Origin of the sequence: Amazonocrinis nigriterrae CENA67, from assembly GCF_016056305.1 — a bacterium.
In the GTDB taxonomy this organism is placed as follows: Bacteria; Cyanobacteriota; Cyanobacteriia; order Cyanobacteriales; family Nostocaceae; genus Amazonocrinis; species Amazonocrinis nigriterrae.
In genome coordinates, this window is the sequence record NZ_JAECZC010000097.1 from 39,074 (window position 1) to 56,121 (window position 17,048).

General features: G+C 39.8%; 16 protein-coding genes. 10 read left to right on the forward strand and 6 right to left on the reverse strand.

The features are described 5' to 3' along the window. Nucleotides 1–55 precede the first annotated feature (55 nt). The gene (locus I8748_RS30550; protein WP_198128237.1) at nucleotides 56–1,075 is read left to right on the forward strand and encodes a 1-acyl-sn-glycerol-3-phosphate acyltransferase; all 1,020 of its coding nucleotides are present in this window, start codon (nucleotides 56–58) and stop codon (nucleotides 1,073–1,075) included. A gap of 331 nt (nucleotides 1,076–1,406) precedes the next feature. Here I8748_RS30550 and rtcA read toward each other — a convergent pair whose 3' ends face one another. The 6 genes from rtcA to I8748_RS30580 form a co-directional block, all read right to left on the reverse strand. Continuing rightward, nucleotides 1,407–2,453 (reverse strand): RNA 3'-terminal phosphate cyclase, encoded by a 1,047-nt coding sequence (gene rtcA / locus I8748_RS30555; protein ID WP_198128238.1) that lies wholly within the window; start codon nucleotides 2,451–2,453, stop codon nucleotides 1,407–1,409. A gap of 529 nt (nucleotides 2,454–2,982) precedes the next feature. Continuing rightward, the gene (locus I8748_RS30560) at nucleotides 2,983–3,324 is read right to left on the reverse strand and encodes a helix-turn-helix transcriptional regulator (RefSeq protein WP_198128239.1); all 342 of its coding nucleotides are present in this window, start codon (nucleotides 3,322–3,324) and stop codon (nucleotides 2,983–2,985) included. Between the two features lie 298 nt (nucleotides 3,325–3,622). Beyond that, nucleotides 3,623–4,030, reverse strand: coding sequence for a hypothetical protein (locus I8748_RS30565; protein ID WP_198128240.1), 408 nt, complete (start codon nucleotides 4,028–4,030; stop codon nucleotides 3,623–3,625). 611 nt (nucleotides 4,031–4,641) lie between these two features. Continuing rightward, nucleotides 4,642–5,076, reverse strand: coding sequence for a CAAD domain-containing protein (locus I8748_RS30570; protein WP_198128241.1), 435 nt, complete (start codon nucleotides 5,074–5,076; stop codon nucleotides 4,642–4,644). A 411-nt stretch (nucleotides 5,077–5,487) separates the two neighbouring features. After that, nucleotides 5,488–5,949, reverse strand: coding sequence for a BON domain-containing protein (locus tag I8748_RS30575; protein WP_198128242.1), 462 nt, complete (start codon nucleotides 5,947–5,949; stop codon nucleotides 5,488–5,490). Between the two features lie 230 nt (nucleotides 5,950–6,179). Then, nucleotides 6,180–7,784, reverse strand: a complete 1,605-nt coding sequence (locus I8748_RS30580) for a general stress protein (RefSeq protein WP_198128243.1) — start codon at nucleotides 7,782–7,784, stop codon at nucleotides 6,180–6,182. A 1,047-nt stretch (nucleotides 7,785–8,831) separates the two neighbouring features. Here I8748_RS30580 and I8748_RS30585 point away from each other — a divergent pair. The 9 genes from I8748_RS30585 to I8748_RS30625 all read left to right on the forward strand — a co-directional run bounded on the left by I8748_RS30585 (nucleotide 8,832) and on the right by I8748_RS30625 (nucleotide 16,985). Beyond that, nucleotides 8,832–11,978: an MFS transporter gene (locus tag I8748_RS30585; protein WP_198128244.1), complete on the forward strand. Its 3,147-nt coding sequence runs from the start codon at nucleotides 8,832–8,834 to the stop codon at nucleotides 11,976–11,978. Between the two features lie 648 nt (nucleotides 11,979–12,626). Beyond that, complete coding sequence (locus I8748_RS30590) at nucleotides 12,627–13,397, forward strand: pentapeptide repeat-containing protein (protein ID WP_198128245.1); 771 nt, start codon at nucleotides 12,627–12,629, stop codon at nucleotides 13,395–13,397. A gap of 134 nt (nucleotides 13,398–13,531) precedes the next feature. Further along, nucleotides 13,532–14,008, forward strand: coding sequence for a helix-turn-helix domain-containing protein (locus tag I8748_RS30595; RefSeq protein WP_198128246.1), 477 nt, complete (start codon nucleotides 13,532–13,534; stop codon nucleotides 14,006–14,008). A 1-nt stretch (nucleotide 14,009) separates the two neighbouring features. After that, on the forward strand, nucleotides 14,010–14,222 hold the full coding sequence (locus I8748_RS30600; protein WP_225896596.1) for a PIN domain-containing protein: 213 nt from the start codon (nucleotides 14,010–14,012) through the stop codon (nucleotides 14,220–14,222). A 50-nt stretch (nucleotides 14,223–14,272) separates the two neighbouring features. Then, on the forward strand, nucleotides 14,273–14,638 hold the full coding sequence (locus tag I8748_RS30605) for a helix-turn-helix domain-containing protein (protein WP_198125864.1): 366 nt from the start codon (nucleotides 14,273–14,275) through the stop codon (nucleotides 14,636–14,638). A 28-nt stretch (nucleotides 14,639–14,666) separates the two neighbouring features. Then, nucleotides 14,667–15,224 carry an IS630 family transposase gene (locus I8748_RS30610; protein ID WP_198128164.1) on the forward strand — a complete coding sequence of 186 codons (558 nt, stop codon included), beginning with the start codon at nucleotides 14,667–14,669 and terminating at the stop codon, nucleotides 15,222–15,224. Between the two features lie 31 nt (nucleotides 15,225–15,255). Next, nucleotides 15,256–15,603: a hypothetical protein gene (locus I8748_RS30615; protein WP_214662820.1), complete on the forward strand. Its 348-nt coding sequence runs from the start codon at nucleotides 15,256–15,258 to the stop codon at nucleotides 15,601–15,603. A 28-nt stretch (nucleotides 15,604–15,631) separates the two neighbouring features. Further along, nucleotides 15,632–15,880 (forward strand): hypothetical protein, encoded by a 249-nt coding sequence (locus I8748_RS30620; RefSeq protein WP_198128248.1) that lies wholly within the window; start codon nucleotides 15,632–15,634, stop codon nucleotides 15,878–15,880. Between the two features lie 55 nt (nucleotides 15,881–15,935). Continuing rightward, on the forward strand, nucleotides 15,936–16,985 hold the full coding sequence (locus tag I8748_RS30625; protein ID WP_198128249.1) for a zinc-dependent dehydrogenase: 1,050 nt from the start codon (nucleotides 15,936–15,938) through the stop codon (nucleotides 16,983–16,985). Nucleotides 16,986–17,048 lie beyond the last annotated feature (63 nt).

Here is a 17,048-nt window from a genome sequence, read left to right on the forward strand (position 1 = left end):
TGATGAAGCTAGGATATATTTTTAACCACATTGTTGCTTAATCTGTAACACTATTGTGATTAATCAAAATTCCGAAAATATCCTGAACACACAAGTAGAACAAGCATCAGGTGAAGGCTATAAATTTAGCTGGTTTGATTGGTTTTGCCTCTGGTATCCTCCAGGCTGGCTAATTTTATTTAATCGCCACTGGCAATATTATCACAGCGATCCCGATGGGTGGAATTGGCTAGAATATGGGTTATTCTTGATTCCTGGCGGATTTTATTTAGCGTTGCTCAGTCGATGGTTGCGGTTGGGTTGTCGTTTACCACGTATAGAAGTTGATGAATTTAATCCCAAATATCAACAAGCTTTTCGTACAGAAGTTTTAGCTTTTATTGTTAAATATTATTTTCAAGGAGAATTGCAAGCAATTGATAATTTGCCACAAACAGGGCCGATGATTGTGGCTATGAATCATGCAGGGATGTGTTTTCCTTGGGACTTTATCAGTTTGAGTTATTTATTAGGTGAAACTCAAGGGTGGGTAGTGCAACCCTTGGCAAATCCAGCATTATTTGAGCATCCTTGGATAGTTTGGTGGCTACCACCCAAATGGTCACAGGTTTTAGGCGGTGTGCCAGCAAAATTAGCTGATTTTGAAGCAGCACTGGCCCAAGGTAAAATTCTTTTATATGCACCAGAAGGTGTACGCGGCCCTGCAAAAGGTTGGAGTCAACGCTATCAACTGCAAAAGTTTGATATCAGCTTTATTCAGTTGAGCGATCGCTATCAAATTCCCATTCTCCCAGTTCTCTGCATCGGTAGCGAATCTTTACATCCTTGGACTGTTAATTTTAAAAAACTGCAACGACTATTCAAATTACCATTCTTGCCTTTATCGCCATTAATGATTGCCTTGATTGTATTTCCCTCAATGGGAGTTTGGGCAATGAAAACTCGATTACGTTACTTTATCCAGCCATTAGAAAAGGATATTTATTCAACTAAAAATCGTACAGCAGCTTATCAACAAGCACAAAAATTTCGAGATAAACTGCAAACTCAGATTAATCAATTGTTAAATAAGTAGGAGGCAGAAGGCTTGTGATGAGCAGGTTTCTCCGTTTGGCATTTATATTTAATTATGTCCACCTACTGACTACAGAGTTAATGCACGTCTTTGAAATTTCATAGCGATCGCTCTAATTTCTATTTTTATTCTGCAACCCCAAAAACGGAGTGGGAGAATAAGGAAATGGCCTGATTCTAACTCCTAATATCATGTCCGGTTAAATAATTATGATTAAATTTCACGCAGAGTCGCAGAGGCGCAGAGAGTTTTTATGAGTTTTTATCATAACTAATTAGGCGGACATGATATAACTCCTAACTCCTAACTCCTAACTCCTAACCTAATTTCCTCAAGCAATCACAGGCGTCACTGTCACTACTTTCTCAGCATCATCCACCGTTATTTTTGCTAGTCCAAACTGCTCAATTACTGCTGCGTTTGTCGTCAAATGCGTACTCACCTCTGCTACCCGATACTGACTTTTCTGTGATGCTAAAGTAGCTGGCAATAACAACTGATCTGCTAGGTGTTCATCTACTGGTGCGCCAGTTTGATGAAACTTCAGCAGTTGTTCACAGGCAATTTCTGCCACTTTTTCTGATGACAACCGCAAACGCCCGAACCCACCAAAACCAGTTAAACTATTTTCATATTCCGCAGTTAAAAAAATACCTGCTCCTGGTGCTATACCCTTTTCTCGCAAAGCTTTTACAGATGCTTTTAATCCTGCTTCCTTTAACAAATTCTCAGCACGATTCGCCATGCGTTGGGGAATATGGGCAGGAAGTTCTGTAGCTACGGCCAAACCCCGCACCTGCTTTAAATCTCCGCGTTCTAGTAAGTTGATACTACTGAGTTTAGTACCACCACTCACCTGCATCTTTACCTCTCCCCCGCCTTGGGGATACCACCCCCAAGCACCTAACTTCACTTCTGCTTCTACCCCCATTCGCCGTAGCATCGATAGATAAACTTGCTCAATGTATGTCATTGTCGGGCTAAAAATAACATGAGTTCCACCCCGTAGCGTGACCTGAGAATCTCCAGGTGCAAGGGCTAAAGGCAAAAGAATTGTTTGTAACACCAGCGCAATTGCACCGGCGGAACCACCTTGTTGCACTTCCCTGACATCAAAGGTATAGATTCCTGGTTGTACAGCAGTACCAGGAATGAATTCCAGCATCATTGAACCCAAAGCATCACCACGCAGTTGGGCATTACAAATTCTCGCCGCAGCGCGAACTGCTGTTAAATGTTGTGCTGCTAATCCTGGCTTTTTGCGTCCAGCGCGAATGCCTGCAATATGTATCGGTTCGCCAGTGATGGCGGCTAAACTTAAAGAACTGCGGAGAACTTGTCCCCCTCCCTCTCCGTAAGAACCGTCGATTTCAATCATGAGCGATTTTACATGGTCGGGCCACTTGCGTGTAAGGTTTCCCCATTGAACAAAGTGGCGTGATTTTGGGTTTTCCCTACGGCTGTAGAAATCAAAGTGCAGATTTGAAATCCCTGGTTAATGGATTTCCTTGCATTACTAATTTTTAGTTTTTAATTTTTAATTGGATGACCTGACTTTTACCAGGATTCATCAATCCGTAGGAATCACTATTTCTTTAAATTTTAACTGCTTAAGGTCGATTTCTTTTCTGTTGCTCTCTTTAATTAGTTGCAGAAGTTATGCCAACTGGGGGAGGCCCAGGAACAAGTGTCACCGGGAAGACTGGCATTTTCCCCACCAAGGTGACTACAATCTTCATAGCATAGCTAGGCAAGAGTGTCACCTGTTCCCGTACTCCACAAGAAAATCGTTAGGTTAAAGCGTTGGAAAGCTTTTTGCGAAGCGCTTGCCATCTTATCGATACGGCTATAAGCTCTTGTGCAAAATGAACCTCAACTTTCCAGCTGTTATCAAAGTAGATTTTATGTTAGCTGCTCTTGGCTTTTCGCTTTTGAGCAACTTCAGTATCAGGACTGGTACTGCTAACTGGCTCCTCAGTCCCCAACAATTGATGTATTTCACTTAAGGAACTGGGTTGAGCTATAGGCTCCTCCAATGACTCGCTCACATACTCAATTAGGTCTTCTACTTGGCAATTCAAGGCTTTACAAAACCTAACTATTCTTTCAATATGGTCTGTCCCAGTCCTGCCGCTTTCCCAGTTTTGGATAGTGCTTTCAGTCACGCCGACAAGACGCGACAATTCCAGCTGGGTTAGCCCTGCTTTCTCACGAAGCAAAGCGATCCTTGGTTTTGGCTTATGTTTCACAGCTACAGCACTTTTATCTTAATCTTATAGTCGTAGATCCTAGCACCAAAAAAAACCAGGGCCCAGAAAATCACTAAAAAAACTTTTGCCTAACTTTTTCATTTTACTGAGTACTGAGTGGTGAGAAGCCACTTCATCTACAACACTTAGCACTCAGTAGTTTGCTACAGCTCCTTCATACCTGTAAAATCCCACCCCTAAAAGGAGTGGGATGAGTTTAACCAAGCTCTCTCGGTTGATCATTGCAACAAAGCGATCGCATCCTGTTTCAGGAGATAACAAGTTTCAAAACACAAGATTAAACTATTCCTGGGCCTCTACCACGCTTGTCACCTTGCTCTGTCAATTCACCTTGCTTGTCTTCATTGGCTTCTACAAGTTCCTCAATCCGGTTTTCAGTATCCTCTGACGCTTCTTGTCGCGCATCACCTGGAACTTCATAGTACATTTCCGGTTCAACTGCGTAGTTGTTCAACAAACCTTCTTTGTCTACCGTGTAGCCATCTGTAGTGTGTATACTTCCTGCATCTGTTTGGTCATCAGTACGGGCATTAGCCTCTCTTTGTTCTGTAGGCAGTGTTTTATATAAGTCTCCTTCTCTTTCTTTGCGAGCAGCAGTTTCAGCAGGTACAATGCCTCTATCATATGTATCTACTTCAGCTCGTTCGGATGAATCTACACCTTTTTTAAATTCTTGATTAGCCATAAATAATGTCCTCGTTAAAGAATCGTTGATAACTTTAAAAATTAGATTAGGCTGTTTTTACTGACCATTAAACTATCTTGAGAAGTGATTTAAAGACAAAAAATCACTATTTATTTCTGCCTTCCGGTATAATTATTATCAACTTTTGATAATGCATAATGTGTATAAATTATCTATAGATATTAATACAATCATTATTTTGATTTATATAGCAATAATTAGCTAAATCATATCTAAATTGTATATAGCGTTTGCTAATCACATGAGGTATGTCAGAGCAAACTCCTCGCTTGCGGGGAACTCGGAGCTACCTCTGGGGATTAGGGGCAAGAGTTGGGGGCAGTGGGGTTCTTGTACCTCACTCAACTGAGAACTGCTATAATCACTTATCTAATCTTATGCAGAAGCAAGCTATGCATGGAGAACTTGGAAACCCCACGAATGTAGGAATGAGCCACTGCGTTGCAGAGGTTTCTTCGTTGAGTGCAAGTGATGTTGAAGATTAGGAACTGGGTATTGGGTTTAAACCAGAAAAATTATGGAATTTGCTTTAAACCCATCCCAAATTTTGGAATAATTTCTCAGTGACCAGTACTCAGTCCCTTTTATATTTAGTCGCCTACAATTTGTTGTTTGAGTGATTGTATTTCCTTGGCTAGTTCTTGGCGAGTTGAATATTTGATCAGATAGCGGAAAACAAACCAGGTTGCATAAATAATTCCAATCAACTCAAAAATCGGCTCTAACAAGGGAATATCATTGATTGCATCGAGTATTGTCAGCACTATTTTCCCTGTAACTATTGCCGCCAAAATTAAAACGACATTTGTCAAAGCCTGCTTGTAATTATCAAAAAAGTTACCTATATATTCAGGTAGTTGCTCTAGAAATTCGGAAGTTTTTCTGGCAACTCGCTGCCATTGAGCTTCAGGTTCATTAACTGGCGGTAACTTGGGCAAATTTTGATTTGCTGGGCTGTCTAGTAATAGCACACCTTCTGGTGAGGTGGTATTCGAGGATTCTAGTTGCTGTTGTTCGGTTTCCATAGTTTTGTAATTTGGCAATTACAGCCTTTTGTTAATTGAACTGACATTAATAAACATACTTATGATAAATATAATACAATACAGTTCAATTAAGAAGAATGGTAATTTTCAAAGTTACTTATGCGAGAAAGGTTTCTCGACTTGAGTAAAGTGGCTTTTGAGCGTAACCCAATCAGACCAAGTTGTGCAATTGTTGGGTTTTGTTCCTCAAACTTCACTAGCTTTCAACTTAGAAATCTATCTCCAGCTTTAGTTTGACAAGCTACGCCATTTTTAATTTATACTCTTAATTGAACTGTATTGAAATATGAGATTTTTTAAAGTTTTAGATTTCAGATTGTAGGATTTAATCTCAAATCCCAAATCTAAAATCTAAAATTATCTATTCAGAGATTTTGCTGTTCAACCGTTTTATTGTTTAGGTTGAGCAACTGTTGCTTTAACTTCTACTTTTTTCACACCTTTAATTTCCTTAGCTAAAGGTTCAATTTTAGCCAACTGCTGCTGATTACCTACAGTTCCTCCTACTGTAACAGTTCCATTTTCTGCTGCTTTAACTGTTAGCGCGCTATTGGGTATGTTAGCTTCCAATTTAGATCTTACTTCGCTTGCTAAGTCACCTGTGGCTCTGTTTGTCTCGTCACCTGCAACTTTATTCCGTTCTTCACGAGCGCGAATATCTTCATTTAATTGTCTTCTACGGAGTAAACTTTGAGCATCTTGTTGAGCAGCTTCTGTTGCTTTTACATCTGGTGTTTGTGCAGCTTCATTAGGATTATTAGGTGCAGATTCACTTGTTTTAGAAGGGTTTTGACAAGCTACAGCACCAAAAACTAAAAGAAAACTAATTAAGAAAGGAGTTAGCTTTTGCATATTTTTAATTATTGATAGAAACGTGAAAGTTTGAGAATTTGTGTGTTGCATATTTTGGGGATGAATCTGTAACTCGGCGTTATATTTTGCTGAGGCAAGATATTTAATGCCACAAGGTCATCCCTAAATTTTGCAACGTTGAATTTGTTGATGTTTGAGGCTATGGCAATGAGCAAGTTTTGGTGTGCTTGCTCTTTGCACAGATGTGTATTAGTTAAAACTAACTGGCGTTAGATTTTTGCATCTCGGTGGTCAATAATCACGACTGAGGGGTCATCACGATCGCTTGTTACAGAGTAAGATGGGGAAGAGCGATCGCTAACTCGGTCAAAATTATGGTGATGCTCTCTATCTAAATCGGGAGCGTCATAGATACCATATTCTTCAATACCTCGCCGTCTGAGAATTGCTTCGGCGTGGTTGATTTCGGTTTCTGTACCATCTACTATGACTATATAATCGCCTTTATTAAAGCGATCATTATATACTCGCGCCCGGTCTTCGGGAATACCTAAACCAACGAGTGCGCCAACAATACCGCCAGCTGCTGCACCGATAGCACCACCAGCTATAGTCGTGGCTATGGTCGTTGCTACTGCACCGCCTGCAATTATTGGCCCTATTCCTGGAATTGCTAAAGCACCAAGACCAACTAATAAGCCTCCTAAACCGCCTAGTGCGCCACCTGTAGCAGCTCCGGCTTTTGCTCCTTCATCTGCTTTATTGCCCACACCGGCGTTATGATGACCATTTGTATCTTTGCCTAGAAGCGAAACTTTGGTCATGGGAAAACCAGCATCTCTAAGTTCAGTTAGTGCTGCTTCTGCATCCCGGTGATGAGAAAATACACCAATTGCCCGTCTCTTTCTTTGCAAACCGACATTGGTATTGGTAGTATCGATAGTACTGGTGCGATCGCTTGGGCTATAAATTTCCCAATGTTGAATTCCATGCCGACTCAAAATCGCCGCAGCCCGTTGGATATCAACATCTGTACCACTGACGCTGACAATGTAGTCGCCTTGATTAATCCGCTCATTATAGAAGTGAGTGCGGGGATCTGGTAGTCCTATTCTAATAGGATCAAAGCGATTGCTAACATTAACACCTACCAAAGATTCACGATGTAAAGGCTCTCTATGAATTAAAGAAATTTGGCTCAAAGGAAAGCCTGCATTTCGCAAGTCTTTAATTGCTGCTTCTGCATCTTCCAGGTGAGAAAAATAACCTATAGCATGTTTGTTATAAGTAACATCTCGATGGGCAACATCGGCAGTTGCATAGTCAGTAGTGGGATGGTCATAAACCCCAAACTCTTCAACACGGTGTCTCTTGAAAATTGCTTCTATTGTAGCAATTTCCGCATCTGTACCATCTATAATTACTAAATAGTGGCCTCGTTCAACTCTTTCGTTATAAACTCTGGCTCGCTCTTCAGGTATTCCTAAACCAATTAATGCTCCAATTAAACTACCCGCTGCTGCACCAATACCAGCACCAGCGATAGTTGTAGCGAGGGTAGTTGCTGTTGCTCCTGCAAGCATAATTGGCCCTATACCTGGAATTGCTAAGGTGCCAAGACCAACTAATAAGCCAGTTAAACCACCTAAAACACCGCCAGTAACCGCCCCTGTTGCTGCACCTTCATCAGACTTATCACCGACTCGTTCTTGCACTGGAGTACCAGCAATATCGTCTCTGCGGTCTGCATCCTTAGCAATAACAGAAACTCTGTCCATTGAAAAGCCAGAATTTTTTAATTCATGCAGTGCTTGTTCAACGTCTGTGCGATTAGAAAATACACCTATAGCACGTCTTCTTACACTTATTACCATATAACTCCTCCTACAATAACATAATGTTTTAAGTGCATTATTACTATTGATGGCACTACATTTAATTAACACTAATTTTTCTAAAAAAAACATCAATCTCTTGGGAGAAGTTTTATCTCTATCATTAGATATAGGGAAAGATATTAGCTATCTAAATTAAGTTTTAGCCGATATATTATATAATTTGCAAATCATAGATATCACATTTATAAATGTACTCTTTTATATATTTTATTTACATAAATAACTAGCAACAAATAAATATATTAGCTAATATTTACACCTCTAAAAGTGAGGAATAAAACTCTTGAATATTCATCTTGAGAGAGCTTTACTATTAGCTTAAACAGAACTTACACAAAGGTAACGTATTTTGCTTATGTGAGTGTAGCAAAGCAATCCTAGTCTTGAGGAGATTGCTTTGCTACACTCTATTCCACTCATAATGACCAATCATTGCTGCGTAAGTTCTATTAATGTGAGTTCGATAAGCGCTGTTTTGACCTCTCCCCCAACCCCTCTCCTACGAGGAGAGGAGAGTAAAACCGTGATTTTTTCGTTTCTCCTCCCTTGCCTAAAAGAAGAGTAAGACCGGGAGGGAGAGATTCATCTAACTCAAGTTAGTTCCTATTAAAAATAAATTTCTAGGTTGTTTTTGCAACTCTTGCAAAATTTAAGTATAAAAAAGATTAATTAGGTAATAGAATGAGCTACCACATGAACTTCTGTGCAGCTACAGAGAGTTCATAAAATAAACTGCACAGGCAATTTTTATCTTTATTCTGTTTTTTGTACAATGGTATTTTTTATTTTAAAATTACCAAAAATTATCATTTTTATTATAATTTAGTATTATTTATTTTACTGAAATTATACCTTAAGTAGCATATAAGCTACCTAATTAGTAAGGGGAAAACATTACTTATATTATATAGAGTTATGACTAAAGAGGGTGTAAGACAAGATAATTCTATATTTAGACTGAGAGATAAGACATTTCTTACAGAAATGGTTATTTCATGCATTAATCGACAGGAAGAAAATACTATGTTTCATAGTTTTGAACCTATGTTGGGATGGAGTTGCTTAACTTTTGTCATAGCACCCATCAACTCAGTGCAAAATGTTCTCAATCCAGAAGAAGGAACTCTTGTTTTTTCTAGTTCTAAATTTTTAGTGGCACTATTAGCTGGGACTTTGATGGCATTTGCTTTTCAATTTCTATTGACTAACTTTTCAGTTGCTGTTGGAATCTCATCCTTGGGAAGAGACTCTGATGACTATGAGTCAGAAAGTTGGGGTCATAAAATTCGTGAAATTGAAGGGAAAGTTGGTATTTGGGCAATAATCACCGCAAGTATTGCGTTATTCAGTGCTTCTTTTTTAGCAGTAAAACTGACTGTAATTGAAAGTGCTATTCTAGGAGCAATTATCGGTGTAGTCATTTGGTCTACCTACTTTTCATTAGTAGTTTGGTTGGGTTCATCAGCAGCAGGTTCCTTAATTAGTTCTATCATTAGTACTGCTAGTTCAGGATGGCAAACCTTGATGGGTAATGCAACTGATACCATCAGGACTAATACTATCAAAAGAGAGATTGTTTCTACTGCTGAAGAAGTAACAGCCGCAGTTCGCCGCGAGTTAACTTCAGGTTTTGACCCTGAAAGTATTGCTAATAAGTTACAAAATTCCTTGGCTTCTGTACAAATACCTCAGTTAAACTTAGAGGAAATTCGCCATCAATTTGATCAGATATTGAGCGATGTAGATTTACAAGCGATCACTAACAGCAATCTACTACAAAATATTAATCGCCAGACATTTGTTGATTTAGTCAGTAATCGGACAAATTTATCAAAAGAAAATATCAATCAAATTGCTGAGCAACTAGAAAATGCTTGGAAACAAGCTTCATCTCGCACAAATCCGACTGAACAAGTAATTAATTTATTGAAATCTGCCACTCCTGAAGAGTTGAAATCAGAAAATTTAGGTGAAAGGCTGCAACAATTGGTAGGAACCAGAACAAATGGTAATGGCAGTAATGGTGGTAGAAATGGTGTGATTAAGCAAGCCATGCAATATGGCTTGAGTGCTGCTGTTCCAGCAGTGCTAGATAGAGTCAATCTCTCAGATATTGATGTGGGTAAAATCACGACTCAACTACAAAAGTTGAAACAAAACGTTCAAGACATAGATGTCGATAAAATTACCCACGAATTGCAAAAGTTCACAGATAAAACTGCTGAACAAATATCTCAAAGATTGCCAAAGCCAACATCTAATATCAAAAAAGATGTAGAAGACTACATCCTGAATTCTTTTCCTTGGCATTTCAATCGCATTTCACTTAAAGATGAATTCCAAGAAGTCATTTATGATCAAAATGCAGACCCTGCAACCATCAGACAAGAATTACAAAAAATTAATCAAGATGATTTTGTCAACTTGCTAACCCAGCGAGGTGATATTAGCGAAGTTAGGGTACAGGAAATTGCCCAACAAATGGAAAGCGTCCGTCAAGAAGTTTTAGAACTTGTGCAACAGACTGAAGCACGAGAAAAAGGTCAAGACTTCCGCGTTCGCATCGAAAATTATTTGCGTTCTACAGGAAAAGAAGAACTCAAACCAGAAGCAATTGAGCAAAACTTTACTAGATTGCTAGAAGATCCAGAAGCTAGTTTTGAAGATTTACAAGCTCGTTTCTCAGAAATTGACCGCGATACTTTTATACAATTGCTTCAGCAACGTCAAGACTTTAATGAAGAAGAAGCTCATAATATTGTTAGTCAAATCGAACGCACCCGCGATAACGTCTTGAATCGTGCTAGAGAACTGCAAGAACAAGCAACAACTAAAGCCAATGAACTACGGCAAAGGGTTGAAGAATACCTACGCAATACTAATAAGGAAGAATTGAATCCTGAAGGTATCAAGCATGATTTTAGAACTTTACTAGAAGACCCGCAAGTAGGAATTAGTTTGTTGCGATCGCGCCTCTCACAATTTGATCGTGATACATTTGTACAACTCCTCTCTCAGCGTCAAGATTTGAGCGAAGAGCAAGTAAATCAAATCCTAGATACTTTAGAATCAGTACGAGATAGTATTTTACAAGCACCGCAAGCAGTAGCACAACGGGCAAAACAACAGTACGAACAAACCACAACAGCCTTAGCTGAATATCTCCGCAAAACCAACTTAGAAGAACTCAACCCGGAAGGTATTAGACGAGATTTAGAAACATTACTGGCTAAACCGCAAGAAGGTGCTGCTGCATTGCGCGATCGCTTGTCGCAAGTTGATCGAGAAACTTTGGTCAAATTGCTCAGCCAACGCCAAGACTTGAGCGAAGAACAAGTTAATCAGATCATTGACCGGGTACAAGAAGCCATTAATAATATTATCAGAGCGCCGCGACGTTTAGCAAGCCGTACCGCTGAACGAGTTGCAGACTTTCAAGCCAATCTCGAAGACTACCTGCGTCATACCAATAAAGAAGAACTCAACCCAGAAGGTATTAAGCGCGATTTGCAATTGCTGTTCCAAGATCCACGTACAGGAATTGCAAGTTTAGGCGATCGCGTTTCTCAATTCGACCGTTCTACACTTGTAGCGTTGCTATCTCAAAGAGGCGACATTTCCGAAGAAGAAGCCAACCGCATAGTGGATCAAATTGAGTCTGTGCGTAACTCTGTAGTTGAGCAATACCAACAGATTCAGCAAAGAGTACAATCTGTGATTGATGGAATTTTTGCTAGAATTCGCAACTATCTTAATTCTCTGGATCGTCCAGAACTGAAATACGAGAATCTCAAAGAAGACTTTGCCAAATTGTTTGACGATCCCCAAGCTGGATTTGAAGCATTGCGCGATCGCCTCAGTCAATTTGATCGTAACACCTTAGTTGCTATCCTCAGTTCTCGTGAGGATATTTCCCAGGAAGATGCTAACCGTATTATCAACCAAATAGAAGCAGCGCGCGATAGCGTACTGCACAGAGCCGAACGCATCCAGCAAGAAGCGCAAAAACGCCTCAAAGGTATCCAACAGCAAGCTCAAAAGCAAGCTGAAGAAACCAAGAAAACCGTGGCCCGTGCTGCTTGGTGGCTATTTGGTACAGCTTTCACATCCTTGTTAGCCAGTGCTATTGCTGGAGCGATCGCTGTTAAAGACATAGCTTGGCCTGGATAACTTCTCTCTTTTATTCGGGAATTTCTCATAGTAAATACAAGTGACATTCAATCTCAACGATTGAATGTCACTTTGTTTTGACCATACCACTTTTTAGGTTTTAGATTTATTCCTAGGTAGTTTTTGGGACTAGTGCCAAATTTAAGATTTTGGATTATTTTTTCAGTTTTAGCAAGACTACTACTATACCTGCTATCAAATCCTTCATCTCAAATTCAAAAATAATTTATTTTTGTAAACTGTACTTAGGTATTTATCAATACATGTGATAAATATCACTTATATTATAAATTAACGTCACTGACTGTTTAGTCGGTTAACACTTAAAATTTCTATATAAATTATACAAAAATTAATTTAACTCAATAATGGGCAGTTTGGGGAGTACTATGAAGGTCGACAAACTTATACAAGCAGCTATTGTAACTTTTGCTCTTAGCGTATTTACAGGCATAAATAGGTCTTTTTCAAGCCAAATAACCAGTAAAACCGACTTGAACAACGAAATAGTCTTAAATTTAAATCAGGTACAAAAGTAATATATACAACTACAGTGGGCAAAATATCCAGATTACTCATATCATAGGCTGGAGTATAAATCTATTAGCCAAATTTAAATATTGAGTAAAATATTTTGCCAAACTGAGTATGAAAAGCCAAATTTTAGCCATAGCTACATTTTTAACCACAATCAACCTAACAGCGATCGCTCAAGCAGCAAATTTTGAACAAGTTAGACAATTATTGGCAACCAAAGAATGTCAAAACTGCGACCTGACAGGTGCAGGTTTAGTGATGGCTGATTTATCTGGAGCGAATTTAAGCGGTGCTAATCTTACAGGTGCTAACCTCAGCCGTGCTAACTTGAGTGGTGCTGATTTGAGGGGAGCGAATTTAAGCGGTGCTAGTTTATTTGGGGTTAACCTCAGCGAAGCTAAGTTAAGTGGTGCAAATCTAGCTGGTGCTGATTTGAGAAACACCTATTTAGTCAATGCAGAATTTAATAGTGTTTACCTCAACGGTGCTAATTTGCAAGGTGCAGTTGGTATCCCATTGCAAATTGCTCAACCAGAGGAATTCTACGCTTGGGGTGTAGCCGAAGCGGAAAAAGGTAACCACCAGCAAGCAATTAACTATTTTAATCAAGCGATCGCAGCTAGACCCGAATACGCAGGTGCTTACTTAGCTCGTGGTGTTGCTTATTATCAAATCTTTGACCGCCAACGTGCATTTCAAGACGCTCAAATCGCTGAAAAACTGTTTACAACCCAAAAAAATGACCCTGGAATGCAAATGGCACAGGCTTTTATGAAAGAATTACAAACACCCTACACAGAGAAAGTCAGTACTGGAAAGCCTAGTTTTTTCAACTTTTTAGGAAGTCTCGGTTCAGTCTTGCTGCAATTTTTACCCTTTTAAAATCAATTTTTATAGATACCAACTTTGCAGGTATTGCACAAAAATTTTAGGAGCTAAAGTTGTTGTTTCGGATATTGCGTTTGTGTATCATGGGATATATCATATTATTATCACTAAATTAACCAAAGTCCACCATGAAGACCATCATATCTGGGCAAAACCTGCCTGTAGAGTCAGTGATGGCTCAAGAAAATGAAACATCCTCCATCAAGCACCTAGAAAAAATTCTCCAACTTGAAGGCTCTTTAGCAAAATTAGTAGGAAACGGCGAAGAAATTACTATTCCTGAATCGGTTTATCAAGTGTTGCGTCAAGCTGTTCATGCAATGGCATCAGGTAAAGTAATATCTATAGTCATCCAAGAGCGAGAACTAACGACACAACAAGCTGCTGAAATGCTCAACGTTTCACGCCCCTACCTGATTAAGTTATTAGAACAAGGTGAAATTCCTTACATTAGGGTAGGAACACATCGACGTGTTCGTTTTGAGGATTTAATGAAATACAAACAACAGCGGGATAATAAGCGTAGGAAGGGATTGAAGGAATTGACTGAGTTTCTTCAAGATGAAGGGTTCTACGATGAGGATAGTAGCAAATTAGATCAGTAAAATGGCTTCTATCTCTGTTGTTTTGGACTCCTGCGTGATCTTTCCTATGCTTTTGTGCGATACCCTGTTGCGTGCTGCTGAGGTAGAACCATACCAAATTTATTTTTCACAAGAAATTCTAGAAGGTGCTACTCGCAACCTTGTAAAGAAGGGAAGGATGACAGAGGACAAAGCAGCACGCTTTCAAGAAATGCTTACAGCGTTTTTCAATTGAATAGACACCAAATTTAGTAAACTGAAGGAGCAGCAAAAATACTCATAGTTATGCCGGCTCCCTACTCAACAGATTTACGCCAACGTGTGATAAATGCTTATGAATCCAAACAAGGGTCGCAACGCCAATTGGCTGAACGCTTTCAAGTGAGTGTATCCTTCATTAAAAGGTTAATTCGTCGCTATCGAGACACGGGACAGGTGACATCTTTGCCTCATGGAGGAGGTGCGATCGCTAAAATCAGGAATAGTAGTTTGGCAGTAATTGAGCAGTTAGTTGATGAGCAACCAGATGCAATACTTGAAGAATTATGCTCTGGTTTTGCAGCCAAAAGTGGTGTCGAAGTCAGTGTTACGACTATGCATCGAGCAGTTCAAAGGTTGAAGTTGACCACTAAAAAAAACACTATATGCTAGCGAGCAAGACAGTTCACGAGTCAATCAAATGCGCTTTGATTATCGAGATTGGGTTTTAGGTATAGACCCACATAATTTGGTATTTGTAGATGAATCCGGTTTGAGGTTGGGAATGACACGACTGTACGGTCGTGCAAAAATTGGTGAGCGATTGCATGATTCATGTCCTCGCAATCGAGGACAAAATATATCTTTCATCGGAGCTTTAAGTTTGGATGGGCTGATTGCCACTATGAGTATTTCAGGTAGTGTCAATACCGATGTGTTTGTAACTTATGTGCAACAGATTCTAGCACCACAGTTATGGGCTGGAGCAATTGTTGTCATGGATAATTTATCAGTACATACTGCTGCGGTGATTCGAGACTCAATTGAAGCAGTTGGTGCACGTCTTGTCTTTTTGCCTCCTTACTCACCTGATTTATCTCCAATTGAATTATGCTGGTCAAAACTGAAGCAGTGTTTACGAGCAGCAAAAGTTACAACCCATGAGGCACTAAATCACGTTTTAACTCAGATTGTGAATGAACACATCTCCTCTGATGATGCTTGGGGTTGGTTTGCTCACTGTGGTCTATTCATCTGAAAACTGCTGTAAGACACACTTTCCTGAAGCAATGGTGGAAGTACCACAACATATAGTTGCAGCTATGACAAATGATCCAGACGATCGCCATGTTGTCGCTGCTGCTATAGTTGCTAAGGCACAAATCATTGTTACTTCTAATTTGAAAGACTTTTCAGCAGAAGCTTTAGAACCTTGGGGTATTGAGGCTTGGCATCCAGATGATTTTTTGTTGGAGCTTGATAATCAATTTCCCAGAAAAATGATTCAAGTAATTCGGCAACAATCAGAGGATCTTCAGAATCCCCCGCTAACGGTTGCTGAGTTGCTTGACAAGTTAGAAAAAAATAATAAAGTCAAGAAATTTACTGCTAACATTCGCTTACATAATATATTCTGAAGCTATAGTAGAAACTGCCAAAAAAGCCTTGAGTAAGTTAGGTAAGGCAGCACCAGAAGGTGGTCGATACTTGGAGGGTAGACGATATCGACTCTGGCAAAATCAGAAAATTATTACAATTAGTTCTAAGGATAAGCGAGGAGAGATTCTGCGGTTTGAGAATGGGCAGATCCAGGGAAATCTTTCATCAGCGGATGTTGAGGCGTTCCAAATCTTTGAACAAAACTTAGAACAAGAATTAGAACAAGCTAAAATACAAAAATCTCAAACTTTATAGCCTAACGTTGACCGCTAATGTTACATCTAATATCGTTGAGCGGTGAAAAATCAACGTGAAAGCACAGGTATTTAGAGGCGTAAATCAACTGTCTTACGAAGAGATCCCAGTCCCAACTCTGGAACCAGATGAAGTGCTGGTACAGGTGCGGGTTGTGGGGTTGTGTCAATCAGATATTAAAAAAATCCGTTATCCTCTGTATGAGCCACCGCGGATATTTGGACATGAAACGGCTGGAACTATTGCCGCAGTGGGTTCTGAGGTGAAGAATTGGCAAGTAGGACAACGAGTGGCGGTGATGCATCACATTCCTTGTATGCGTTGCGCCTACTGTTTAAATGACAATTTCTCGATGTGCGATGTCTATAAAAATATCTCGACCACAGCCGGATTTAATGCCAGTGGTGGCGGTTTTGCTGAGTATGTCAAAGTTCCCGGACATATTGTGCAGAATGGTGGGTTAATTCCTATTCCCGACTATATCAGTTTTGAAGAAGCGAGTTTTGTAGAACCGACTAATTGCTGTCTCAAAGCAGTAAAAAAAGCTCAAATTGCCCCAGGACAAACTGTTTTAGTGACAGGAGCAGGGCCAATTGGATTAATGTTTGTCATGTTGGTAAAGTATTTCGGAGCCAAAGCGATCGCTACCGACTTACTGCCCTCTAGAATTGAAAAAGCTTTAAATGTTGGTGCAGAGGCGGCTTTTGATGCTCGTGACCCTGATTTAGCTCAGAAAATTCATGCTCTCACCGACGGTATGGGTGTTGATGTCACCTTGCTAGCAGTTCCTAGCGAGAAAGCTTTCACTCAAGCACTTGACTGTACTCGCAAAGGCGGTAAGATTCTGTTTTTCGCAGAATTTCCCGATGAATTAGAAATCCCAATCAATCCGAATATTCTCTATCGTCGAGAAATCGACTTAATGGGTAGTTACAGTTCATCCTATCGCCTTCAGCATCTATCCGCCGATATTGTATTTAATCAGCGTATTGATGTCCAAGCATTGATTAGCGATCGCTATCCATTACAAGATTTATCACAAGCCGTAGAACAAGCGATCGCTCCCACGCCGGATACCTACAAGATTTTAATTTATCCCCAGTGAGGGGATGAGGGGGATGAGGAGAAATGATCTAAAAATTATCTCCCCACCTCCCCATCTCCCCAC

What these genes read in the sequence shown, in the direction of transcription:
- rtcA (WP_198128238.1), bottom strand. Translation starts at nt 2,453, where the DNA reads ATGATTGAAATCGACGGTTCTTACGGAGAGGGAGGGGGACAAGTTCTC.
- I8748_RS30565 (WP_198128240.1), bottom strand. Translation starts at nt 4,030, where the DNA reads ATGGCTAATCAAGAATTTAAAAAAGGTGTAGATTCATCCGAACGAGCT.
- I8748_RS30570 (WP_198128241.1), bottom strand. Translation starts at nt 5,076, where the DNA reads ATGGAAACCGAACAACAGCAACTAGAATCCTCGAATACCACCTCACCA.
- I8748_RS30575 (WP_198128242.1), bottom strand. Translation starts at nt 5,949, where the DNA reads ATGCAAAAGCTAACTCCTTTCTTAATTAGTTTTCTTTTAGTTTTTGGT.
- I8748_RS30580 (WP_198128243.1), bottom strand. Translation starts at nt 7,784, where the DNA reads ATGGTAATAAGTGTAAGAAGACGTGCTATAGGTGTATTTTCTAATCGC.
- I8748_RS30585 (WP_198128244.1), top strand. Translation starts at nt 8,832, where the DNA reads ATGTTTCATAGTTTTGAACCTATGTTGGGATGGAGTTGCTTAACTTTT.
- I8748_RS30590 (WP_198128245.1), top strand. Translation starts at nt 12,627, where the DNA reads ATGAAAAGCCAAATTTTAGCCATAGCTACATTTTTAACCACAATCAAC.
- I8748_RS30595 (WP_198128246.1), top strand. Translation starts at nt 13,532, where the DNA reads ATGAAGACCATCATATCTGGGCAAAACCTGCCTGTAGAGTCAGTGATG.
- I8748_RS30600 (WP_225896596.1), top strand. Translation starts at nt 14,010, where the DNA reads ATGGCTTCTATCTCTGTTGTTTTGGACTCCTGCGTGATCTTTCCTATG.
- I8748_RS30605 (WP_198125864.1), top strand. Translation starts at nt 14,273, where the DNA reads ATGCCGGCTCCCTACTCAACAGATTTACGCCAACGTGTGATAAATGCT.
- I8748_RS30610 (WP_198128164.1), top strand. Translation starts at nt 14,667, where the DNA reads ATGCGCTTTGATTATCGAGATTGGGTTTTAGGTATAGACCCACATAAT.
- I8748_RS30615 (WP_214662820.1), top strand. Translation starts at nt 15,256, where the DNA reads ATGGTGGAAGTACCACAACATATAGTTGCAGCTATGACAAATGATCCA.